This is a genomic window from Arsenophonus endosymbiont of Crataerina pallida (assembly GCF_964020125.1).
In the GTDB taxonomy this organism is placed as follows: domain Bacteria; phylum Pseudomonadota; class Gammaproteobacteria; order Enterobacterales; family Enterobacteriaceae; genus Arsenophonus; species Arsenophonus nilaparvatae.
Map to the genome: position 1 here is coordinate 1,487,050 of NZ_OZ026540.1, position 24,344 is coordinate 1,511,393.

Genomic DNA, 24,344 nt, shown 5'->3' on the forward strand with positions numbered 1-24,344 from the left:
AATATTTCCAAGTAGGTTTTTAATTTAACAAATAGTTATATTATTTTATGTAATAGAAAATAATCGGGCGTGATTTTAATCACAAAAAACCGTATTAAGTGGGTAATTTAATGATTTAACTTGCTGATAGCTAATTGATGATGAATAAAACGATTACGAAATCAAAGCAGTCAACATCCTGCGAATTACTACGCCGAAAAGCCATAAAAGATTAATGTTCTTGTAGTAACTCCATTAATTCATCCTCATTAATAATTTTTATTCCTAACTCATTTGCTTTTGCCAATTTAGAACCAGCAGCTTCACCTGCGATCACCAGATCGGTTTTTTTAGAAACACTGGCAGTGACTTTTGCGCCAAGTAATATTAATTTGTCTTTAAGCTCATCACGCGTTAAACGGTTTAATGTACCGGTTAAAACTAGTGTTTTACCGGTAAATGAACTATTGGTTTTCTTAACTGGTATAGCTGGCCAGCTAATACCAATTTCATTCACTAATTCATTAACAACATCGCGATTATGTTGTTCGTGAAAAAAATTAATAATATGCTTTGCTACTACCTCGCCAACATCGGGTACTGTTTTTAGCGACTCTATATCCGCTGACATGAGTGAAGTTAACGTCGCATAATGTGTCGCCAAATTGCCCGCCGTTGCTTCGCCAACTTCCCGAATACCCAACGCATAAATAAAGCGGGCTAATGTGGTTTGTTTGGATTTATCAAGCGCATTAATTAGATTTTGTGCAGATTTTGGCCCCATACGCTCTAATCTGGCTAAAATATCAGGATTTAAACGGTAAAGATCGGCCGCTGTCGTTACATACTCTTTATCAACCAATTGATCAATAATCTTATCACCCATGCCCTCAATATCCATTGCTCGGCGCGAAACAAAGTGCTTCAAGGCACCCTTACGTTGTGCGGTACAAATTAAACCACCAGTACAACGGATCACAGCCTCACCTTCGATACGTTCAATGGCTGAACCACAAACCGGGCAGTGAATAGGAAACCGAATTTCTCTGCTATCAGTAGAACGTCTTTCAGTGAGCACATTAACAATCTGCGGGATCACATCACCCGCTCTGCGAATAACGACGGTATCCCCAATGCGTATACCTAAACGTTCTATCTCATCAGCATTGTGCAATGTTGCATTGCTTACCGTGACCCCTGCAACCTGAACAGGCTCTAATCGGGCAACCGGTGTAATAGCACCGGTACGTCCTACTTGAAATTCAACATCATGCAATAAAGTTATCTGTTCTTGAGCGGGAAATTTAAATGCCGTAGCCCAACGAGGAGCTCGAGCAACAAAACCAAGCTCTTCTTGCAGCGACAACGGATCCACTTTAACAACGACACCATCTATATCAAAACCTAAGCCTAAACGCTCTTGCTCAATTTGATGGTAATAGGCTAAAACTTGTTGGCTATTTTGGCAAAGCGCTACCTTATCACTAACGGGTAAGCCCCATTTTTTAAACTGCATTAGACATTGATATTGGCTAGCCGGCAATTGTCCGCCCGCTAACAAGCCGAAACCATAACAAAAAAAGGCTAATGGCCTTTTGGCAGTAATACGAGGATCAAGCTGACGTAATGAGCCTGCTGCGGCATTACGTGGATTGGCAAAAATTTTACCATCATTACGCCGAGCTTCCTCATTCAGTTTTTCAAAACCGCGATGAGTCATAAAAACTTCACCCCGAATTTCAATACGCGCAGGAATATTATCGCCGGTCAAACGGAGCGGAATTGCTCGAATGGTACGAATATTAGCCGTAATATTTTCGCCTGTTGTACCATCACCACGCGTCGCAGCCTGCACCAGTTCGCCATGTTCATATAACAGGCTAACCGCCAAACCATCTAATTTAAGTTCACAACAAAATGTCAACTGGCTATTATTTTTTAAACGATCATGTACTCGTTTATCAAAGGCTAAATAACTCTCTTCATCAAAAACGTTATCTAATGACAGCATCGGTATTTCATGGTGTACCTGCTCAAAAGCCGTTAATGGCGCAGCACCAACCCGTTGTGTTGGCGAATCAGCAGTAATCCATTCTGGATGCTCAGCCTCCAATTTTTTCAATTCCTGCATCATCCGATCATATTCTGCATCGGGTATTTCAGGCGTATCTAATACATGATAAAGATATTCATGATGCCGTAATTGCTGTTTAAGCCGAGCAAGATAATTTTGTTGTTCTTTCATTATTCACCATACAACTAAAGACAAATCCCCCGCTATCACGGGGATCGATTACTAATCATCTAATATTTAAGTTAATGCTTTTCTAATTCGGCTATGATATTCCTCTATCATTTGGGGTGTCAGCATTTTGCGATCCTCATCAAGCACGACACCACCAACATCAGCCGCAATACGTTGTGCTGCTTGCAACATCAATTTGAAGTTTTGTGCTGAGTCACCATATGAAGGTACCATCATAAATATAGATACACCCGGAGTGGTGAAATCAGACATGGCCTCTGGCTCAAAAGAACCGGGTTTCACCATATTGGCTAAGCTAAATAAAATCTGCCCAGAACCAGAAGGATCAACATGACGATGAAAGATCTGCCTTTCACCAAACTGAAAACCCGATTGAAAAATACTTTGTAACAACAGATCACCGCCTAAAACTTGACCTTGCAGTGCCGCAACATGTAAAACAGCAACAATATCCTTTTTATCAGCTTCATCAGCTAAGTTACTTTGTTGTTTTTCACCATCAGGATGTTCAACTCCACCAACAGCCTGTTGGCTGCTTTCTGCTGTGTTTGCTACGAAAGCGTCTTCCCTTTCTTCACTATTAATTGAATTTAGCGCAGGCTCAGAAATCTCAAGTTCAAGCTGTTTAGTCTGAACGCTCTTTTCTTGCTTAGCACGAGATCCAATTTCTACTTCAGTATTAGTTAGATGTGGATCATCGTTAGGTGTTTTCACTACCTTAGATGATTCAGATTTTCGGGAAGCAAATTGTTCATTTGCCTTCTGACTAGTCAATTTAGATGCTGATTGTTGTGCCTCCATCATTTTATCGCCAAGGGATGGATCGCCTGCACTCTCAGGTGTATCCTGATTATGTTGTTTACGGCGCTTCATAGGGCGATCTTTAAATAGCTTCGAACGCTCTTTACCACTTGTCCAAAAGCCATGTAACAGTAAAGCTATTATAGCTATCGCACCAACGACCACTAATATTAGACGCAAATCCTGCATCACTCTATCTCTGTTGTTTGAAAAAATAATCGCCACCATGGCGGTATCATTATATTAAGAGTATTTGCCAATAACGTTAAGTGCAACCCTCTACATAATTTTCTTACAAAAAGTTAGATATTTATTCTTTTTTCGCTGTTTTTTTAGCCAACAAAAGACTAGCCAGCTAAAAATCCTATCTATATGATACAAGATCAAACCTAAAGGAGATAATATGAAGTATGATTAATTCAATAAAATCACTAAAAACTGCGAATGGTTTCTATTATTTTGCTCAGGGATGGCAGCTAGTTACTCGTCCAGGTATAAGACGTTTTGTTATCTTACCCTTATTAGCAAATATTATTTTACTCGGTAGTGCCTTTTGGTGGCTTTATAGCAAATTAGGCGATTGGATCCAAACATTACTTTCTTATGTTCCCAGCTGGATGCAGTGGTTAAGTTATCTAATATGGCCTATTGCGGTGATCTCTATTTTACTTATATTTGGCTACTTCTTTAGTACTATCGCCAATTTTATTGCTTCTCCTTTTAATGGCTGGTTAGCTGAAAAATTGGAAGCCGAATTAACAGGAACTCCCGCACCCGATACCAGTTTTGCGGTACTTATTGCCGACATACCGCGGATCTTAGCACGGGAAGTAACAAAATTATGTTACTACCTTATTCGTGTTATTCCGTTGCTGATCCTGTTTTTCATTCCCGGTATTGCTCAGACAATCGCACCGATTTTATGGTTTTTATTTGGTGCCTGGATGATGGCAATTCAATATTGTGATTATCCTTTTGATAACCATAAAGTAAAATTTGATCAAATGAAGTTGGCACTTGCCAATAATCGAACAACCAGTATCCAGTTTGGTGCAATAGTCAATTTGCTGACGATGATCCCTATTATCAATCTGGTTATCATGCCCGTCGCAATCTGTGGTGCAACAGCAATGTGGGTTGATCTCTACCGTCTGAAACATAACCGTCATTAACTCAAACGCTGAAGTTAGCTAAAATTTCTTACCCTAACTTCAGCTATTCTCAGATAGTAATAATAATCAAAATAAATGATTGTGGCATATTTGATGTTAGTATCCACAGTCAACATAAAAATTAAGCTTAATTTACTAAAAAATAGTTATTAGTTACCACCAAATATCCCGTTATATCAGTTAGTAAAAATTAATCAAAGCGACGATAAACACCTGTGCGATATAACGATAGGATAAATTTTTATTTCCAAAATAATTCGCTTAGCGTATGGTGATTAGTACTATATTTGAGCATGTTTATAGCTTCTGAAAAATAGTAAGGACGATCGATGAGCAACATCTTTGAAGATAACTCGCTAACTATTGGTCATACTCCATTAGTTCGTTTGAAACACTTTGGTAACGGAAATTTGTTAGCAAAAATCGAATCACGTAACCCAAGTTTTAGCGTAAAATGCCGCATTGGTGCCAATATGATTTGGGACGCAGAAAAAAAAGGTCTGTTAACCCCTAAACTAGACAAATTGACAACCAATAAAACTTTAATCGAGCCGACCAGTGGCAATACCGGAATTGCCCTGGCTTACGTTGCCGCTGCGCGTGGATATAAGCTTACCTTGACCATGCCTGAAACTATGAGCCTTGAGCGGCGTAAATTATTAAAAGCGCTTGGCGCTAATTTAGTCCTAACTGAAGGTGCTAAGGGCATGAAGGGCGCCATTGAAAAAGCCATCGAAATTGTTGCCACTGCTCCCGATCGTTATCTTCTTTTGCAACAGTTTAATAATCCAGCCAATCCTGAAATTCACCAAAAAACAACTGGACCTGAAATTTGGCAAGATACTGATGGTGAGATAGCCGCTGTCGTGGCTGGAGTTGGTACCGGTGGTACAATTACTGGCATCGGCCGTTATCTAAAAAAGAAAGCAGGCGGTGAAGCCATTAAAATGATTGCTGTCGAGCCAGCCGCATCGCCAGTAATAAGCCAGACATTAGCTGGCCTAGAAATAAAACCTGGTCCACATAAAATCCAAGGCATAGGTGCTGGTTTTATCCCTGATAACCTGGATCTTGATCTTATTGATGATGTGTTTGCTATTAGCGATGACGAAGCGATACAAACCGCTCGTCTAATTATGCAAAAAGAAGGTATTTTAGCCGGTATATCATCAGGCGCTGCAGTTGCCGCAGCGGTAAAATTAGCGGCAAAACCGGCATTTCAAAATAAGAATATTGTGGTTATTTTACCTTCTTCCGGTGAACGTTATTTGAGTACAGATTTATTTTCTGCTGCCAATGCAAGCTAATGACTATTTTTGCGCACAATTAGCTAAAAAAGCACTTTAAAAGTGCTTTTTTTGTGTCGTAGATCAAAGTTTAGTGTGTATTAAGATGATTTCTTGAAACGAGTTTAGTATTTAAGTCATTAATTATTTCGACAATCGAAATTAATCAAAAAATAAGCAGTGAAAATTTACAAATAAGGCATAAACTAGGCAAATTAACATGTCTGGCTCTATAATGTCGATATACATAAAATTTATGTTTGATAATGGAAAAAAAACGTTTTTCTTTTATTATCACTGAAAAGTAATACGCAAATCCAGATTATTTCAGCTAAAATATTTTAGATTTACTAATAAAAAATATTAAGTTTGTTGAGGGAAAAAATATGTTCCAACAAGAAGTCACCATCACAGCACCTAATGGTCTTCACACTCGCCCGGCGGCTCAGTTTGTCAAAGAGGCAAAAAGTTTTTCTTCTGAAATTACACTTTCCTATAACGGCAAATCTGCGAGCGCTAAAAGTTTATTTAAACTACAAACACTCGGCCTGACTCAAGGAACTGTTGTCACTATTTCTGCTGAAGGTGAAGATGAGCAGAAAGCAGTAGAACATCTAGTTAAACTAATGGCCGAATTGGAGTAATGACATACGGGCAATATAACATTTATTTTCTATTTTTTATCCCTGAATATCTTTATCTGGGGATATCTATTTAACCATAAGTATCAAAGCCAGTCCTATGAGCTAGCTATTTTTCGCCCATTGGTAGTAAGGTAACATTTATGATTTCAGGAATTTCAGTATCACCAGGTATCGCCTTCGGCAAGGCATTAATTCTTAAAGAAGCGCCAATTGTTGTCAATCAAAAGAAAATTTCTGACGACCAAATTGACAGTGAAATTAACCGTTTTATTGCTGGACGCGAAAAAGCAATAGCACAATTAAAAACGATAAAAAAAACCGCAGAAAAAAATCTTGGTGAAGAAAAAGCGGAAATATTTGAAGGTCATATAATGCTGCTTGAAGATGAAGAACTTGAGCAGGAAATTTTTTCTTTCATCAAAAAAGAGCACAAAACTGCGGATGCTACAGCCCAAAAAGTGATTGAAGAACAAGCCACAGCATTAGAAGAATTAAATGACGAATACCTCAAGGAACGTGCCGCTGACGTCAGAGATATTGGTAAACGCCTGCTAAAAAATATTTTAGGGTTGCCTATTGTTGATCTTGGTTCAATTACAGAAGAAGTCATTTTGGTTGCGGCAGATCTTACCCCGTCTGAAACCGCACAATTAAACTTGAAGAAAGTGCTTGGCTTTATTACTGATATAGGCGGACGCACTTCTCATACTTCAATTATGGCCAGATCGCTGGAAATTCCGGCTATTGTTGGCACAAGCAATGCAACGAAGAACATCCAACCAAACGATTATCTTGTTTTAGATGCTCTCAATAATCATATTTATCAAAATCCATCTGATAGTGAGATTGACAAGCTTAAACAAATTAAAGATGAGTATTTACGTGAAAAAAGTGAGCTCGCAAAATTGAAAGATTTGCCCGCAATAACTTTAGATGGTCATCAAGTTGAAGTTTGCGCAAATATTGGTACTGTACGTGATGTAGAAGGTGCTGAGCGTAATGGTGCTGAAGGTGTGGGTCTGTACCGTACTGAATTTCTGTTTATGGATCGCAATAATTTACCTAGCGAAGAAGAACAATTTCAAGCTTATAAAGCGGTTGCAGAAGCTATGGGGCCACAGGCTATTATTATTCGTACCATGGATATTGGTGGGGATAAAGATCTTCCCTATATGAACCTACCGAAAGAAGAAAATCCTTTTCTTGGTTGGCGAGCAATTCGTATTTCCCTTGATCGCAAAGAAATCCTGCACGCTCAATTACGTGCTATTTTAAGAGCCTCTGCCTTCGACCATCTACGTATTATGTTTCCCATGGTCATTTCTGTGGAAGAAATTCGCACCTTAAAAGAAGAGCTAGCTATACTTAAACAGCAATTAACCGAGGAAAAGCACGCTTTCGATCAGTCGATTGAAGTTGGGATTATGATTGAAACACCAGCAGCTGCGGTTATTGCGCATCATTTAGCAAAAGAAGTCGATTTTTTTAGCATCGGAACCAATGATCTAACACAGTATACCTTAGCGGTTGATCGCGGAAATGATCTGATTTCTCACCTTTATAATCCAATGTCTCCTTCAGTGTTAAAACTTATTAAACAAGTTATTGATGCTTCTCATGCAGAAGGGAAATGGACAGGTATGTGTGGTGAGCTTGCTGGTGATGAACGTGCTACACTATTATTACTTGGTATGGGATTAGATGAATTTAGTATGAGTGCAATCTCAATCCCAACTATTAAAAAAATTATCCGAAATGCAAATTTCAAAGATGCAAAAACATTAGCAGAACAAGCTCTTAATCAACCGACAGCGAAGGAATTGATGGATTTGGTTGAAACATTTATTAAAGAAAAAACACTTTGCTAAAATCATCAACCAACTCTTGACCCCATAAGAAAACAATTAATTAGCAACTGTCTTGAACGTTAAAATTATGGAGAAACGTGATGGTACGACTCATTCCATTCTTCGTTCTTTCTGAGCATCGCGTTCAGGATAGTCAGCAGCTTGCGCATACAGGCGACCAGCGCCACTTTTTTGGCTTTTCCCGCTGCAAGCAGACGCATGTAAAAGGCTTTTATCACCGGATTAAAGCGAGTTGCTACAAGCGCGGCCATATAAAGTGCTGTTCGGACTCCGTCCCTTCCGCCAAATATGGTTCGCCGACCACGCATGGTACCCGAGTCCCGGTTTATGGGGGCAACGCCTACAAGCGCGCTAATAGCTCGCCTCGAGAGGCTGCCCAGTTCGGGAAGCTCCGCCAACAACGCAGCAACTGTCATGGTACCAACCCCTTTAATGCTGCTCAGCCTAGCGGCCAGATCCTTAAAGTGGTTCCTTATGTGGTTGTTCATATCCTCATCGATTCTGGCAAGTTCATCTTCCAGCGCCTTGATGATGATGTTGATGCTTTTTCTATTCTGTGGATGTGCGGTATACAGCCTATTACGTTCTGCCACCAACATTGTAATCAACTGGCGTCTGCGTACGACCATCGCAGCAAGAACCTGACGTTCTGCATTTGGCAGAGTCCGGATAAAGCGCTCTCGCTCCGGATGTCGATTAATAACCTCTGCCATTTGTGCAAGCACTTTGGCATCAATACGGTCAGTTTTTGCCAGATAGCCCATAGCGCGGGCAAAGTCTCGGGATTGTCTGGGATTGATCACAGTGACGTCAAAGCCTTCAGCCTGGAGCGAGCAGGCCACAGTAGCTTCAAGCCCGCCAGTTGCCTCCATCAGAACCAACACCACCGAATGCTTTCTCAATTCGGCGATAATGGCATCAAAACCGTCAGAGTCATTACTGACCGTAAACTGTGCAATATCACAGCTGGCTGCTATGTCCAGCGTTGCTTTAGAAACATCAATACCCACACAAAGTGGATTTGGCTGACTCATGATTACCCATCCTTGCAAATGCGTTATGGAGTACGGACAACTGTTCGGGTTTCAGATGAGTGGCTCAGTGTATGCGCCGGTCGCTAATTAACGGGCTTAAAACCCTAGGAGGAATCGGGCTGCATGCACCTTGCCAAATCTAATCGTAACTATTTTAAACCGTTTTCAAGATACAAGGAGGAATCGGGCTGCATGTACCTTGCCAAATCTAATCGTAACTATTTTAAACCGTTTTCAAGATACAAGGAGAAGATCCATGGGTCTGTTTGACAAACTCAAATCACTGGTTTCAGATGATAAAAATAGCACTGGTAATATTGATATTATTGCGCCAATTTCAGGTGAAGTTGTTAATATAGAAGATGTTCCAGATGTTGTTTTTGCCGAGAAAATTGTTGGTGATGGCATTGCTATCAAGCCTACTGGTAACAAAATTGTTGCTCCAGTTGATGGAACTATTGGTAAAATATTTGAAACGAACCATGCATTTTCTATCGAATCAGATAATGGTATTGAGTTATTTGTCCATTGCGGTATTGATACAGTTGAATTAAAGGGTGAAGGATTCACCCGAATAGGAGAGGAAGGACAAAAAGTACAAAAAGGAGATTTAGTGCTTGAACTTGATCTTCCTCTATTAGAAGAAAAAGCAAAATCGACATTAACACCTGTGGTCATTTCTAATATGGATGAAATAAAAGAGCTAACTAAACTTAGTGGCTCTGTTGTTGTAGGTGAAACCGTTATTATGCAGATCAAAAAATAAACTACCATTCTTCCCTTCATTAATAATTAATGAAGGGAACTTCTTCTCTATTTCGCTATTTAATAACAATGATTGTTTACTATAAACAACTATTTATCTTTGATATTATTTAATTCAATTAAATAATCCGGTGGAAAGATAACGATCCCCTCTGTCACAAATAATAGTCACAATAACTGCCCCAGGGTTCTGTTTAGCAACGCGTAATGCCCCTGCCACAGCGCCTCCTGAACTAACACCACAAAAGATACCTTCATCTATTGCTAGGCTCTTCATCATTTGTTCTGCTTCTATCTGAGTGATATCCAATATTCTATCAACTTGTGCAGATCTGAATATACTTGGAATATAATCTTGAGACCAGCGCCGAACCCCTGGAATATAGCTATTTTCCGCTGGTTGCAAACCGATTATTTCTATTTTATTTGATTTAGATTTTAAATATTGGCTGACACCGGTAATTGTCCCAGTTGTCCCCATACTTGAGACAAAATGCGTGATCCGCCCTGCTGTCTGACGCCAAATTTCAGGGCCTGTCGTCATAAAATGGGCTAATGGATTATCAAAATTATTAAATTGATCAAGCACTTTACCTTCATTTCGAGATTGCATCTCTAATGCACGATCACGAGCCCCTTCCATCCCTTCCGCTTCACTAACCAAAACTATTTCAGCACCATAAGCTCGCATCACTGACTGACGTTCAACACTCATATTTTCCGGCATTAATAATTTTAGTTTATATCCCTTTATGGTGGCTATCATTGCCAATGCGATCCCTGTATTACCACTAGTTGCTTCAATTAAGGTATCACCAGGTGTAATTTGACCTCGTTTTTCTGCTTGCTGGATCATAAAAAGGGCAGCACTATCTTTGACTGAACCGGCAGGATTATTACTCTCTAGTTTTACCCAAATTTCAGCATCCCTATTTTTAGCCAATCTTTTTAGCTTAACTAGTGGCGTATTACCAATAAATTTTTCCAAATAATCCACATTATTTACCTAATTATTTTTATTATAAAGAATAAAACAACGCTAATAGCAATATAAACAACAAAAATAGCTGATAATCCTTGCAACAAAGTTATAATATGCAACTTTGATTAAAGGATTTAAACAATTCAATTTTTATGTCATATCTTGATATAATTTATTACTAAATTAAATCATTATTGTGCAGACCAAATAATACCACTTACTTTCCAATTAGCTAAAACATCATTTGATGGCACTAGATTTTTGGGACCACTCCATTTGCCAGTAAAACGATAAGTAACATGGCTAGATTGAGGAGAAACACAATTGATAGTTAACATATTGGTTTGCTTTGAATCAGGGTAACAACTACCTTGCACTGCGTTTTGATAGATTTGCGAGAATAGTGTTCCTATTTTTGTATCCCATACTGTTTTAATATCTTCATCCACGATTTCGATTCGCTTAACTTCCCCATTCTCAACACCATAAATAACTATCTTTTCTTGAAAATTATTTATACCTTGGAAAAGAGACATTAATTGCCCCTGCTCAATTTGCATTCCAGAGCGAAAATGGTATCGGTTATTTAACGCTGCTGCAATAATCTGCTCTTCCATCGGGGTCATTTTATTAATCTGACCAACTCCGGTAGCGGAAATTTTAACTGAACTGGCAAACCAATTCATTGGATATAAACTTGACCATGAAATACTGCTACATCCGGTTAGTGATAATAGACTTGTTGCAAATGACACTTTTAACCAAAATAATCGGCTGTTGCCAAAAAGTTGTGGCATAAAAAACCCCTTAAAATTAATTTACAATATAATAAAAAAAGTAAAAATATTAATAATTTTATTTAAAATTTGTTTATAATGTGTGAAATTAGCAGCGTGATAGAATACAAGTTAATAATCTACAAAAAAGTAAGTAAAACAAGTTTTTTCCAAATAAAGATGAAATTAACTTTTATTAATCTGACAGTTTAAAAATAACCCACTAATACCAATAAAAAATACACTGGCACAAGATTGCGCAGTCTCTATGTTTACCTTATGGAAAAGAAATTTATCCCAACTATAAAAAATGGTGTGATCGCTATTTTTTTATCAAACATCGCAATGAGCCACGCGGCGTTGGCGGCCTTTTCTTTGACGATTTAAACCAGCCCGATTTTACTACCTGCTTTCACTTTACACAGGATATTGGCAATGGTTTTCTTAAGGCATATTTACCTATTGTTGAAAAAAGAAAACAGACAGCTTGGAGTGAACGCGAGCGCCAATTTCAATTATACCGCCGAGGACGTTATGCAGAATTTAATCTGGCATGCGATCGTGGAACCCTGTTCGGGCTGCAGACTGGCGGTAGAACAGAATCAATTTTAATGTCCTTACCACCACTAGCACGCTGGGAATATAACTATCATCCTGAGTCCAATTCAGATGAAGAAAAACTTTATAATCATTTTTTAATCGAAAAAGAGTGGGTATAAATATTAGCAGCACACTTATTTTTTAAGTGTGCAATTTGTTATTAACGTTTTTTAAGATGGGCAATTAGACGTTTACGCTTACGTAGCTGCGTTGGTGTCAATTTATTTTTCTTGCCGGCATAAGGATTAGCGCCTTCTTTAAATTGAATACGAATCGGCGTCCCCATAACCTGTAATGTGCAACGAAAATAGTTCATTAAATAACGTTTGTAAGAATCGGGTAATTCAGCAACTTGATTGCCATGGATGACCACAATCGGTGGATTATAACCGCCGGCATGAGCATATTTCATTTTCACTCTGCGACCTCGTATCAGGGGTGGCTGATGTTCTTCTTCTGCCATCTTCATAATACGTGTTAATAAGGCTGTACTTACTCGCCGTGTTGCCGATTCATAAGCTTCATGGATAGACTCAAATAAATTACCAACACCACTACCATGCAACGCTGAAATAAAATGCACTTTAGCGAAATCAATAAAACCTAATCGCAAATCCAGCATATCTTTAACCGATTGACGATCCTCTTGCGACATGCCATCCCACTTATTGACTACAATCACCAGAGAACGCCCTGCATTCAAAATAAAACCTAATAATGATAAGTTTTGATCAGAAATACCCTCTCTGGCATCAATAACCAGTAAAACAACATTAGCATCTTCAATTGATTGCAACGTTTTGATCACCGAAAATTTTTCGACCGTTTCAGTTATTTTTCCGCGCTTACGCACACCCGCTGTATCAATCAGTATATATTCACATCCATCCCGTTCCATCGGAATATAAATGCTATCCCGCGTTGTACCTGGCATATCATAAACAACTACTCGATCTTCGCCCAAAATACGGTTAGTTAAGGTTGATTTACCAACATTTGGCCGACCAACAATCGCTAACTTAATCGGTAGTGAACGCGGATCAAAGGCTTCTTCTTCACTATTATTATCAAGCGCCTCTTTCTCTTCCTGAGCAAGCCAATAAGCTGCATTAGCCTCCTCTGGCGACAATTCAATATCATTGGCTGATTTTTGCGGCGAATAGGGAGAAACCACTTTTTCAATCAGTTGAGTAACACCACGTCCATGAGATGCGGCAATGGGATAAATATCCTTGATCCCAAGTGCATAAAAATCACCTAAAACTGTATCGATATCCAAACCATCAGTTTTATTTGCTACCAGGTAACTATCCTTTTTGCGACTGCGCAAATGTTTCGCAATCTCATAATCTGCCGGCATCAATCCTGAACGAGCATCAACCATAAAAAAAACAATATCAGCTTCTTCAATCGCTAGTAAGGATTGAGAAGCCATATGGGTTTCTATCCCCTCTTCTGAACCATCGATACCACCGGTATCAATAATAATGAATTCCTGTCCTGCAAACTCTGCTGTGCCGTATTTTCGGTCACGGGTTAAACCAGGAAAATCAGCAACCAGCGCATCCCTAGTTCGAGTTAATCGGTTAAATAAGGTAGATTTTCCTACATTTGGACGCCCTACTAGCGCAATGACAGGTATCATTTTTAAGATGCCTCATAAAAATTAAAATCGGTATTCTGATTCCAATCTTCAGAATACTAAAAAATAAAACGGCTGCGGAAATCAGCAGCCGTTAATTCTATCTGGAAAATAAGAAAATGTCAGGCAATTAACGTTCAATCAGATATACAGTTCCATCTTTTGCCTGAATAAGTAATTTATCACTGGCAATAATCGGACGGCTGCGTAAGCCCGAACTATCAACTTTATTTTGTGCCACAAATTGACCATCTTGGGTATCTAACCAATGAAGATAACCTTCACCATCGCCAACTACTAAATAACCATCATAAATAGCCGGTGCGGTCAAATTGCGATGTAATAAAGCATCTTGTGTCCATAAAGTGACACCATCATTTTTACGAATGGCCAGCACACGATCATTTTGATCAACTAAGTAGATAATATCATTAGCGACAATAATATCATTCACCGTGCCTAGATCACGCTTCCAGATAATTTGGCTAGAGCGCATATCCATTGCAACTAAATCACCATTATACGCAATAGCAAAGATAGCGCCTGAATTAGTATCAATAACCGGCGTCATATTAACATCGTGCAAACGATCAATTTCCGTTGCATCACGGATCTGAGAAATATATTGTTGCCAGGCAATCTGCCCTTGAGCAAGCATTATGGCACTAATACGACCACCATCACTACCAACAATCGCGACGCCATAAGCAGTAGCTGGCGCTGACTTTCCTCTTACTGATAATGTCGAGGTGTCTAAATTAATACTCCATTTACTTTGTCCAGTCTGTGCATCTAACGCTTGTAACACACCGTTACTGGTATGGATCAATACCAAACCGTCACTCACTACTGGCTGCGAAAGTGCTTCTCCGGCAACATCTGTTTCCCATGCCATTTCTCCATCGGCTTTATTCAATGCGATAACTTTGCCAGTTTCTGTCCCTATATAAAGCTTATCTCCTGAAACCGTTAATCCGCTGGAAAGTAAGGCCGGCAAATTAGCCGTGAAAAAACCAACATGTTCTGATAAATCAATTGACCATAGTATCTCACTTGAATCAACATCCATTGCTTTCACCGTTCCTTTACGATCGGCTGCATAAACAACAGAATCATCGTAAGCCGGTGAAAGTTGAGAATAATATTTTCCACTACCATCCCCTATCGAGCGATGCCAGATGATAGAAGGGGTAAATTGATTGTCAACCTCAGGTAAAGGAGACATTACGATAGAATCTTTTTCCGTTGAGCATCCCATTAATAAAGTCATTGCCAACAAACCAACCAAGAGCGTTCTAGCCAATTGCATGTTAATATTCCTCTTAGTTTGGCAAGCTATTAATTTTTATTTTTAATATTGTCTTCATCATTTCAGCTCCACTTGATTCAATTCCTTTAGAATAAGCTGCACGAGCGCCAGCAACATCACCTTTTTTCAATAATATATCGCCACGAATATCTTCAACAATCGTACTCCATCCTTTATCCTGTACTTGAGTCAAAGTAATCAGTGCTTGATCTGTCTTGTTCAAAGTTAACTGTACGCGTGCCAATCTGACATTGATCAAATCTTTAAGATCATCTAATTTTGCTACTGCTAATGCCTTTAGTAATGCTTTTTCTGCACCAGCAATATCACTCTTTTCCACCGCAATTTTGGCAAGTTCAATATTGGTCAATACACCATAAATATTGTTTGTTTCATTAGCAAATTGTTCGCCAGCAGCCAGTGCTTGTTTTGAACCTGTCTGCAATTGAGATGAAATTTGTTCAAAGGCTTGAGCACTTTCTTGCAAACGATTTGCCTGATGTGATTGCCAATAATTCCAACCAATAATCGCGCCAACTCCGACAGCTAACCCAATTACTAACGCTTTGCAATTGTTAACAAAAAAGCGTTTAATAGCATCTACCTGCTCGTTTTCAGTGGTATAGACTTCCACAGAGTCTCCTTTAACCTAAAAGTTCAACCAAACGTACAGCAACATTCTGCTGAGAAATTTTTTCCTGTTCGCCGGTACGCAAATCTTTTATTGTGACTTCATCCGATTGACACTCATCTTCACCTAAAATTAGGGCAATTTTCGCCTGGTGTTTATCTGCGCGAGCTAACTGTTTTTTAAAGTTACCTCCACCATGATGAGTCATTAATTTCAAAGTTGGCAATTTATCGCGAATTTTTTCCGCCAGGACTAATATTGCCTGTTGACTTGCCTCACCACAAGCAACCAAATAAACATCAACTAAGGTACAGTCAGCAACAAAACCTGGATTAAGCTGTTGCACCAATAACACCATGCGCTCCATTCCCATCGCAAAACCTACCGCGGTGGTCGCCCGCCCGCCGAGCTGATCGACCAGACCATCATAGCGGCCGCCGGCACATACCGTACCCTGCGCACCTAATGCATCAGTAACCCACTCAAATACAGTACGATTATAATAATCTAAACCACGAACTAAACGTTGATTAATTCGATATTGAACGCCTGCTGCATCAAGTAATTTACAAAGTCCAGTAAAATGTTGTTTCGAGTCATCGTCAAGATAATCAGCAAGTAATGGCGCATCATTAAGCAGTTTTTGCACGTCAGGATTTTTTGAATCAAGGATGCGTAACGGATTAGTCAACAGTCGACGTCGGCAATCTTCATCCAATTTATCTTCATACTGTTGCAAAAAAGTGACTAATGCCTGACGATATTTTGCGCGCGCTGCTAATGAACCAATCGAGTTTAATTCCAGTGAAACATGGTTAGCGATCCCCAATTCTCGCCACCAACGTGCTGTCATCATGATAAGTTCGGCATCAACATCGGGCCCGGCTAAACCAAAAACTTCTGCACCTAACTGATGGAATTGGCGATAACGCCCTTTCTGTGGCCGCTCATAACGAAACATCGGGCCTAAATACCAGAGACGTTGTTGCTGATTATACAATAAACCATGTTCGATCCCAGCGCGTACACAACCAGCTGTATTCTCTGGACGCAGTGTTAAGCTGTCACCATCCCGGTCATCAAAGGTATACATCTCTTTCTCAACCACATCAGTGACCTCACCTATTGCGCGAGAAAATAATGAGGTTTGCTCTACGATGGGAGTTCGAATCTCACTAAAACCATAACTAGCAAGGATTTGTTTTGATTTACTTTCAATTTTTTGCCAGAATTGAATATCGGCAGGAAGACAGTCATTCATACCGCGAATAGATTGAATGTTTTTAGCCACGTTATTTCTCTATTTAAAAATCTACCATAATATGGATTATAAAAGTGAATATTAACAGGGTGCAATCCATAAACAAAATCGGCTCATTACTTTATGAGCCAATATGATTAAATTATTTATCTAATTGTTCAATATCAATCCGCCAATTTTCATCCAACATAACGGCCTTTGCCCGAATTTTAGCTTCCAACTGATAGATCATATCAACATTGTCTAAACGTTCTTTTTGACGAACGCCGTCTTCATAAAATCCGCTCTTTGCTCTTGCCCCTGTGACGCCAAGGGTAGAAACCTCGGCTTCACCAGGACCATTAACAACACAACCAATAATTGAAACGTCCATCGGGGTAATAATATCTTCTAACCGTTCTTCTAATGCATTAACGGTACCAATGACATCAAACTCTTGACGTGAGCAGGTTGGACAAGCAATAAAATTAATACCTCGCGAGCGAATACGCAGAGATTTCAAAATATCAAAACCGACTTTAACTTCTTCAACCGGATCAGCGGCTAATGAAATACGTAATGTATCACCAATCCCCTCAGACAATAACATTCCCAATCCGATAGCAGATTTCACCGAACCGGCTCGCGCTCCACCCGCTTCGGTAATACCTAAATGTAAAGGTTGATTAATTTTATCAGCTAGTAAACGGTATGCGCCTACAGCCAAAAAAACATCTGAAGCTTTAACGCTAATTTTAAACTGATCAAAATTCAATCTATCTAATATATCCACATGGCGCATAGCCGATTCAACTAACGCTGCTGGCGTGGGTTCCCCATATTTTTCTTGAATATCTTTTTCTAATGAACCACCATTAACGCCGATCCGAATAGGAATATTTTTATCACGTGCACAGTCAACAACCTGACGAATACGTTCTTCATTACCAATATTACCTGGATTGATACGTAAACAATCCACACCATATTCAGCTACTTTTAGTGCAATACGATAATCAAAATGGATATCAGCAATCACAGGAACATTAACTTGTTGCTTAATAAGTTTAAACGCTTCTGCTGCATCCATTGTAGGCACAGAAACACGCACAATATCAACGCCCACTCGTTCTAAAGATTTAATCTGTTTAACTGTCGCTTCAACATCCGTTGTCCGCGTATTTGTCATAGATTGTACTGTGATGGGTGCACCATCACCAACGGGAACATTTCCTACATAAATGCGCGTTGATTTACGCCTTTTTATCGGTGATTGATTATGCATATTACTCTCCTTCAACATCCATGTTTAATAAGTTGCGCTATTTCTATAATTGAAGCCATCGAATTGACGATGGCTTCTTATTTGTTCACAATTTATCATTATTTATAGATGTTGTCTTACAATATTCATTTACAATCCAGGCAATTTAAACTTGGCTGGACGATTAGCTTTAATAAAGCGATTTAGATCAACGGAATTACCTTTGAATAACAGATTAACATTGGCGGGTATACCAATATTAAATTGATAAGGAAGTTCACCATTTAATTCAAGTTTCTGGCCTGCATTTTTAATACCACTAAATAAAATCTTACCTTTAGCATCACGAACTTCTAACCAGCACTCCCCTTTAAAGTTCATCACAACTCCATCACCAGATTCTATATTAGCAGCATCAGTATCAGTAGAAACCTCTGCTGTTCTATCTCGTTCTGGATTACTATTATTATTCATACTGCCTGGCAATGGTACTGTTTTTACTTCTGCTGGATTTACTGACTCGATATTAGCATTTATATCACTATTTTTTGGTGTTTCAGAAGTTAATGGCGTTTTAGGAGCCGGTGATACGACATTATTAGCTATCGATGAGGTTACCGGCTGTACAGTAGTTTCTGTCGACGATGTATTTAAATTATTCTGTTCAGTCTCTGCTACTTCACCAGGAGTAGAAGAAGTTGGATCTGCCGGCATTTGAGCAGTATTCGAGCGATTCTGTTCAGCCATCGTGGCAATTTCTTGTTTTTGTACTTTATAACCCTGCCACCACCAAATACCTACCATGGCAATACAAATAATGATAATTAGCCAGGTAAATTTCATTAACCAGCCTTCGCGTTTTTTACGGGTTTTTCCTAGAGAATAACTCTGCATAGGAGAAACTACAGCTGCTTTTGCTGGTGTATGTTTATCCAATAATTCAAGAATTTCTTTTTCTGGAATTTTCACTAATTTTGCATAAGAACGAATGTAACCACGCAAGAAAATAGGATCAACATTATGGGAATTGCTGTCTTCTTCTATCTCACGTACTGTGCACACTTTTAAGCAAAGTCGCTCGGCAACGATTTCTCGGGAAAGACCAAGCGTTTCCCGTGCCTGCAATAAACGTTGGCCAACGGTGATTTCTGTTTTTTCTGTTTTAGGTTTGCTATTCATTCGCGGAAATATTGGTCTTTTTTGAGTTTTAACATCATGAAGGCTTTTAAAAAACTTCATCTATAAGTTAATAAAAAACCTTCATACCGATAATATTTCTTATTTTACTTTTGAAATATTTTGACAATTCAGCCCACTACGCTCTTCCTCTTTCCTCAATTTAATTATCTCCTCAGATATGTTTTCAGAGCATAAAAAGTCTAAATAATAATATCGCATACTTGTATTATTGATTGCTGATGAACGAATTGCCACTTTAAAATATTTTAATGCTAAATCTGGTTGCTTTTGCTGACGCATAATGACCGCCATGCCTAAATTTGCTATCCCATTTTTTGGCTCTACCAGCATTATCTTCTTAAAATGATAAGATGCTGCTGGATAATTCCCTGCTGATAAATAAGCAATGCCTAGCTGTGTCCGTGTCACAATCGCAATATCAACGTCTTTATTAATACTAATACATCCTATTAATAAACCCACTAACAATAGAATATTAATGATAGATATCCTTATCATATCACTCTCGTTTGTTTATATAGCTGGTAATAAAAGGAATTATGATATCTAATTCTCTTTATTTACATAATTAATATTCAGACTGCTTTTACTATAATTGGTTCACCAACAAGCTGTTTTTTCAATGTTCGTTTTGTTCGATCAATAACATCACCCGCTAATTGACCACAGGCCGCATCAATATCATCACCACGTGTTTTACGCACAATAGTAGTATAACCATATTTCATCAATACTTTTGCAAAACGATCAATACGACTATTAGAACTACGGCTGTAAGGCGCACCAGGAAATGGGTTCCAAGGAATTAAATTAATTTTGCTAGGCGTATGCTTAAGACATTCAGCTAGCTGATGTGCATGTTCAATACTATCATTCACACCATTTAGCATCACATACTCAACGGTAACACGTCCCTGATTTGCATTAGATTTAGTGAGATAACGCCGAACACTAGCTAGGAAGGTTTCAATATTGTATTTTTTATTAATAGGTACAATCTGGTCACGAATTTCATCAGTCGGAGCATGCAAGGAAATTGCCAAAGCAACATCGATCATATCACCCAATTTATCAAGCGCAGGCACAACACCAGACGTCGATAAAGTCACCCGTCGTTTTGACAATCCAAAGCCAAAATCATCCATCATAATTTCCATTGCTGGAATAACATTGTTTAGATTTAATAGGGGCTCTCCCATTCCCATCATCACAACATTGGTAATTGGCCGCCGGCCACTAGATTTTAAAGAGCCGATGACTTTAGCTGCCCGCCACACCTGGCCTATGATTTCTGCAACGCGTAAGTTACGATTGAAACCTTGTTGAGCGGTTGAACAAAACTTACATTCAAGGGCACAGCCAACTTGAGAAGAGACACAAAGTGTCGCTCGATCATCTTCAGGAATATAGACTGTTTCGACTTGTTGCTCACCTACCGTGATTGCCCATTTGATAGTGCCATCAGCAGAGCGCTGCTCTTGCGCAATTTCAGGCGCCCGAATTTCTGCAACTGCTTTTAATTTAGTCCGCAACACCTTATTGATATCAGTCATCAAATCAAAATCATCATAACAGTGGTGATAAATCCATTTCATTACCTGATCGGCTCGAAATGGTTTTTCACCCATGTCACTAAAAAATTGCCGCATCTGTTTACGATCCATATCCAACAAATTAATTTTTGTTGATTTGGTAACAGGAGAAAAAGAGGGCACACACTGCGCTGTTGTTTTAGATTGAAACATTTTTATTGCCTCGTTATTACACTTTTCGGCGAAAACTGTAGATTTTTAATAATTAACTATATTTATTGGCATTAAATCTTATTTTAATAGCTTTATATGCCATAACCTTGTCAATAAATCACTTAACAAGGCATGGTATTTTACAAACTTTATTAATATTTTGCTAATAATATCCTATTTCTGTTTGTTAACGCGGACAAATTTCGTCATCAGTAAAGAAAAAAGCAATTTCTCGCTCTGCTGACGCGACAGAATCTGAACCATGGACTGCATTTTCGGTAAAACTATCAGCATAATCAGCACGTAATGTCCCAGGCAATGCCTTAGCGGGATCCGTTGCGCCCATCAAATCACGATAGCGCTGTATAGCATCGTCACTAGCTAAAACTTGCAACATTATGGGGCCTGAGGTCATAAACTCGACTAATCCTGCAAAAAAAGGCTTACCTTTATGCTCAGCATAAAATCCAGCTGCCTGTTCTTCGCTTAAATGCACCATTTTAGCAGCAATAATTTCAAATCCAGCTTGCTCAAACCGGCCATAAATCGCACCAATAGCATTTTTCTTAACTGCATTTGGCTTAATAATGGAAAACGTGCGTTGTATTGTCATTAGAAATCCTCTTAGCTGTTATTTTTCATCAGGATATTTTTGCCTTGCATCCATTCTGCCCGCCAAGAAAAAGATTTATCATCATTTTATTAAGGCAAAATAGCTAGCTATTATAAATATTGGCAATTCAATTGCCCACTTAACGATAAATTTTGTTAATTTTTTTTTATACAATTTTTTTATTTCTTTAGCTTAAATCACATTTTTATAAAACTTAAAACACCAGCCATGATCACAAACAATAATCTGCCCAATTCTCTTTAGGATTTAGGCATAAACAAATTTAAATATAAAAAAGCGGGGTATAAATAAGGGAATAATGGGTGACATAATTTAACAATTTTTAACAGCAATGGTGCTGCGCAACCAGCCCCCTATTTTACGTTGATAAAATGGCTGCGTATGGCACACAATAAAATGATCGATACCTGTACTATTCGGTTGCAAAAAATAAAAATCAACTGACTGATTAGCTTCCAGATAATCAAGCGCCATGCTTCCTAACTGCGGAATTAATAGTTGCCCTTCTTTTTCATAGCCAATATTAATTTCTAAAGCAATAAGCATAACCGACGCTTCTACTACAGTATCATCCTCCGCTTGCAGTAAAAAAGCACGGCGTATGATTTTATGTTGTTGGAAAAATTGACATAGCACATTGATTAATTGTTGCGGCATAGTTTCAGGTATGCGCAATTTAATGACACTACCGCCTGGCACTGTAATGGTAGTCATCAGCGCGGCTTGATTAATTTTATTAGCTGCCATTTTAGCTTCTTTCCTAACTAATACTCTTTTGCTAACTAATTATTTACCCGTGGAAATAATATTTCTGGGTAAATAATCATACCAAATAACCGCTATTTTGCTTTTTTTAGCAATAGACTAGCAATCGTCCTGACGCCAATGCCAGTCGCACCTTCCGCCCATAAATTCACAGCAGATTTACGATAAGCCGCCGAACAATCGATATGTAACCACCCCTTATGATAATTTTCAACAAAATGAGATAAGAAAGCAGCAGCGGTGCTGGCGCCCGCAGTATGAGAAGGTGATGCAATATTATTGAGATCAGCAAATCCAGAAGGTAATTGGCGGCGATGAAATTCAGCTAAAGGTAATCGCCAAAAGAGTTCATTCTCCATTTCTGCTGCTGACATCAATTCAGCCACCAATTTGTCATCAAAACTCAATACCGATTGATAATCGTTACCTACCGCGATTTTGGCAGCGCCAGTTAACGTAGCAGCATCAATAATTAATGCTGGTTTTTCTTTGCAAGCATCGATCAATCCATCTACTAAAACCAGTCTTCCTTCCGCATCGGTATTCATAATTTCAACAGATTTGCCGTTACGGTAGCGAATAATATCACCTAATTTAAAGGCATTACCACTAACCATATTATCGGCAATGCAGAGGAAAAGTTTTACTCGTTGTTTTAAACCTCGGCTTATTGCTAAGGCTAACGCTCCAGTTAGCATAGCTGCCCCACCCATATCGGCTTTCATTGAATTCATTGATGAAGATGGCTTTATGCTATAACCACCAGAATCAAACGTAATTCCCTTTCCTACTAAACAAGCAAATACCGGTGCTTTTAAATTGCCAGTTGGATTATAATCCAGCACTAGTAATGCGGGTGGACGGCTTGAGCCACGGCCTACAGTATAAATTCCACTATATTTCTGTTTGGCTAACTCTTCACCCTGAATGATACGGTAGTTAATATTATCTTTTACTGTTTCACATAATAAATCAGCGCTACGCTGAGCCAGCTGTTCAGGCGATAATTCTTCAGCCGGTGCGTTAATAATATCTCGTACCCAATCAATAATTCGGATGCGATACTGTAGCTCTTTTTTTTCATTTTCAGATAAATTTGGCCATTCAATCGAACGCGCTCCCTTAGGTGCTCTGAAACCTTGCCAAAATGCCCAACTTTTTTCCAAGTCCCAGTCATTACCTGCTAACAGCACATGATGAATGCCTTGACTGTCCAATCTACGACCAGCACTCTGGATAGCACACAGTTTTGCTTGTGGCTTCAGATGAATGACTATCCCTTGTTCACTAGAACTGATTAATGCATTCTTTCCCCAACAAGGCGCCGCTGCTTGATAAGATAGCGAGACTTGCATGATCTGCTTTTCCATTCCCTCTTCCCACCTTAGTTTGTCATATTGTGTTTATGGAATAATTGATAAATATAAGATATTAATCATAGAGGTTATCATGAGTTAATACATTGCACGATGAGTGATAGCAATAAAAAAGCTGGCAATTCCCAGCTTTATATGTAATTGATTGCTTCAATCAGTCATTATTGATACTCATCAAGCCATATTAATAGAATGGCTTCTAGGATCTTTTCATTTGAAGCTTGCGGATTGTCATTAAAATCATCTAATTGGCAAATCCATTGATGCATATCGGTAAAACGAACCGTTTGCGGATCAATATTAGGATATTTATCATAGAGTGCCTCTGCAATTGCACGGCTATCAGTCCACTTTAAACTCACCAT

The 24,344-nt window shown here is 38.8% G+C and carries 23 protein-coding genes and 1 pseudogene; 7 read left to right on the top strand and 17 right to left on the bottom strand.

Translation table 11 applies throughout. The annotated features are described in order from the left end of the window. Positions 1 to 211 precede the first annotated feature (211 nt). Positions 212 to 2,224: an NAD-dependent DNA ligase LigA gene (ligA, locus tag AACL31_RS07905; RefSeq protein WP_310512872.1), complete on the bottom strand. Its 2,013-nt coding sequence runs from the start codon at positions 2,222 to 2,224 to the stop codon at positions 212 to 214. A 66-nt stretch (positions 2,225 to 2,290) separates the two neighbouring features. Further along, positions 2,291 to 3,235 (bottom strand): cell division protein ZipA, encoded by a 945-nt coding sequence (zipA, locus tag AACL31_RS07910; RefSeq protein WP_409013953.1) that lies wholly within the window; start codon positions 3,233 to 3,235, stop codon positions 2,291 to 2,293. 221 nt (positions 3,236 to 3,456) lie between these two features. On the opposite strand from zipA, the gene cysZ reads away from it, so the two are divergent. From cysZ to ptsI, 4 genes are all read left to right on the top strand, one after another. Then, a complete protein-coding gene (cysZ, locus tag AACL31_RS07915) occupies positions 3,457 to 4,218 on the top strand; it encodes a sulfate transporter CysZ (RefSeq protein WP_032114728.1) in 762 nt (253 codons plus the stop codon). A 329-nt stretch (positions 4,219 to 4,547) separates the two neighbouring features. Beyond that, positions 4,548 to 5,525, top strand: coding sequence for a cysteine synthase A (gene cysK / locus AACL31_RS07920; protein WP_310512874.1), 978 nt, complete (start codon positions 4,548 to 4,550; stop codon positions 5,523 to 5,525). Positions 5,526 to 5,890: 365 nt separating this feature from the next. After that, a complete protein-coding gene (gene ptsH / locus AACL31_RS07925; RefSeq protein WP_032114730.1) occupies positions 5,891 to 6,148 on the top strand; it encodes a phosphocarrier protein Hpr in 258 nt (85 codons plus the stop codon). 140 nt (positions 6,149 to 6,288) lie between these two features. After that, the gene (gene ptsI, locus AACL31_RS07930) at positions 6,289 to 8,016 is read left to right on the top strand and encodes a phosphoenolpyruvate-protein phosphotransferase PtsI (protein WP_310512875.1); all 1,728 of its coding nucleotides are present in this window, start codon (positions 6,289 to 6,291) and stop codon (positions 8,014 to 8,016) included. A 65-nt stretch (positions 8,017 to 8,081) separates the two neighbouring features. On the opposite strand, the gene AACL31_RS07935 is transcribed toward ptsI, so the two are convergent. Then, positions 8,082 to 9,050, bottom strand: coding sequence for an IS110 family transposase (locus tag AACL31_RS07935; RefSeq protein ID WP_339053074.1), 969 nt, complete (start codon positions 9,048 to 9,050; stop codon positions 8,082 to 8,084). Between the two features lie 123 nt (positions 9,051 to 9,173). Between AACL31_RS07935 and AACL31_RS07940 the strand changes: the two genes are divergently transcribed. Continuing rightward, positions 9,174 to 9,320, top strand: coding sequence for a hypothetical protein (locus AACL31_RS07940; RefSeq protein ID WP_339053914.1), 147 nt, complete (start codon positions 9,174 to 9,176; stop codon positions 9,318 to 9,320). After that, a complete protein-coding gene (crr, locus tag AACL31_RS07945) occupies positions 9,307 to 9,816 on the top strand; it encodes a PTS glucose transporter subunit IIA (protein ID WP_310511737.1) in 510 nt (169 codons plus the stop codon). Before AACL31_RS07940 ends, crr begins: the two co-directional genes overlap by 14 nt. Before the next feature lie 114 nt (positions 9,817 to 9,930). On the opposite strand, the gene cysM is transcribed toward crr, so the two are convergent. Next, positions 9,931 to 10,812 (bottom strand): cysteine synthase CysM, encoded by an 882-nt coding sequence (gene cysM, locus AACL31_RS07950; RefSeq protein ID WP_310511736.1) that lies wholly within the window; start codon positions 10,810 to 10,812, stop codon positions 9,931 to 9,933. Between the two features lie 176 nt (positions 10,813 to 10,988). Continuing rightward, entirely contained in the window at positions 10,989 to 11,594 is a 606-nt protein-coding gene (locus tag AACL31_RS07955) for an RpoE-regulated lipoprotein (protein WP_310511735.1), read from the bottom strand. Between the two features lie 218 nt (positions 11,595 to 11,812). Between AACL31_RS07955 and AACL31_RS07960 the strand changes: the two are divergent. Then, a pseudogene (locus tag AACL31_RS07960) lies at positions 11,813 to 12,292 on the top strand (coproporphyrinogen III oxidase); the annotation flags it as partial. Positions 12,293 to 12,333: 41 nt separating this feature from the next. Here AACL31_RS07960 and der read toward each other — a convergent pair. From der to iscX, 12 genes are all read right to left on the bottom strand, one after another. Further along, a complete protein-coding gene (gene der / locus AACL31_RS07965; protein WP_310511734.1) occupies positions 12,334 to 13,818 on the bottom strand; it encodes a ribosome biogenesis GTPase Der in 1,485 nt (494 codons plus the stop codon). A gap of 127 nt (positions 13,819 to 13,945) precedes the next feature. Then, a complete protein-coding gene (bamB, locus tag AACL31_RS07970; RefSeq protein WP_339053915.1) occupies positions 13,946 to 15,124 on the bottom strand; it encodes an outer membrane protein assembly factor BamB in 1,179 nt (392 codons plus the stop codon). Positions 15,125 to 15,137: 13 nt separating this feature from the next. After that, positions 15,138 to 15,758, bottom strand: a complete 621-nt coding sequence (locus AACL31_RS07975) for a YfgM family protein (protein ID WP_310511732.1) — start codon at positions 15,756 to 15,758, stop codon at positions 15,138 to 15,140. Between the two features lie 10 nt (positions 15,759 to 15,768). Next, positions 15,769 to 17,046: a histidine--tRNA ligase gene (gene hisS, locus AACL31_RS07980; protein WP_310511731.1), complete on the bottom strand. Its 1,278-nt coding sequence runs from the start codon at positions 17,044 to 17,046 to the stop codon at positions 15,769 to 15,771. Between the two features lie 112 nt (positions 17,047 to 17,158). Then, complete coding sequence (gene ispG, locus AACL31_RS07985; protein ID WP_310511730.1) at positions 17,159 to 18,280, bottom strand: flavodoxin-dependent (E)-4-hydroxy-3-methylbut-2-enyl-diphosphate synthase; 1,122 nt, start codon at positions 18,278 to 18,280, stop codon at positions 17,159 to 17,161. 129 nt (positions 18,281 to 18,409) lie between these two features. After that, positions 18,410 to 19,438, bottom strand: coding sequence for a cytoskeleton protein RodZ (gene rodZ, locus AACL31_RS07990; protein WP_310511729.1), 1,029 nt, complete (start codon positions 19,436 to 19,438; stop codon positions 18,410 to 18,412). Between the two features lie 99 nt (positions 19,439 to 19,537). Beyond that, a complete protein-coding gene (locus AACL31_RS07995; RefSeq protein WP_310511728.1) occupies positions 19,538 to 19,957 on the bottom strand; it encodes a fimbrial assembly protein in 420 nt (139 codons plus the stop codon). Between the two features lie 77 nt (positions 19,958 to 20,034). Further along, positions 20,035 to 21,204 (bottom strand): bifunctional tRNA (adenosine(37)-C2)-methyltransferase TrmG/ribosomal RNA large subunit methyltransferase RlmN, encoded by a 1,170-nt coding sequence (locus AACL31_RS08000; RefSeq protein ID WP_032114742.1) that lies wholly within the window; start codon positions 21,202 to 21,204, stop codon positions 20,035 to 20,037. A gap of 187 nt (positions 21,205 to 21,391) precedes the next feature. Beyond that, positions 21,392 to 21,817 carry a nucleoside-diphosphate kinase gene (gene ndk / locus AACL31_RS08005; RefSeq protein ID WP_310511727.1) on the bottom strand — a complete coding sequence of 142 codons (426 nt, stop codon included), beginning with the start codon at positions 21,815 to 21,817 and terminating at the stop codon, positions 21,392 to 21,394. Positions 21,818 to 22,150: 333 nt separating this feature from the next. Further along, positions 22,151 to 22,585, bottom strand: a complete 435-nt coding sequence (locus tag AACL31_RS08010; RefSeq protein ID WP_310511726.1) for an enhanced serine sensitivity protein SseB C-terminal domain-containing protein — start codon at positions 22,583 to 22,585, stop codon at positions 22,151 to 22,153. Positions 22,586 to 22,677: 92 nt separating this feature from the next. Continuing rightward, positions 22,678 to 23,973, bottom strand: a complete 1,296-nt coding sequence (pepB, locus tag AACL31_RS08015) for an aminopeptidase PepB (RefSeq protein ID WP_310511725.1) — start codon at positions 23,971 to 23,973, stop codon at positions 22,678 to 22,680. A gap of 167 nt (positions 23,974 to 24,140) precedes the next feature. Further along, positions 24,141 to 24,341 (bottom strand): Fe-S cluster assembly protein IscX, encoded by a 201-nt coding sequence (gene iscX, locus AACL31_RS08020; RefSeq protein WP_032114745.1) that lies wholly within the window; start codon positions 24,339 to 24,341, stop codon positions 24,141 to 24,143. Positions 24,342 to 24,344: the final 3 nt, after the last annotated feature.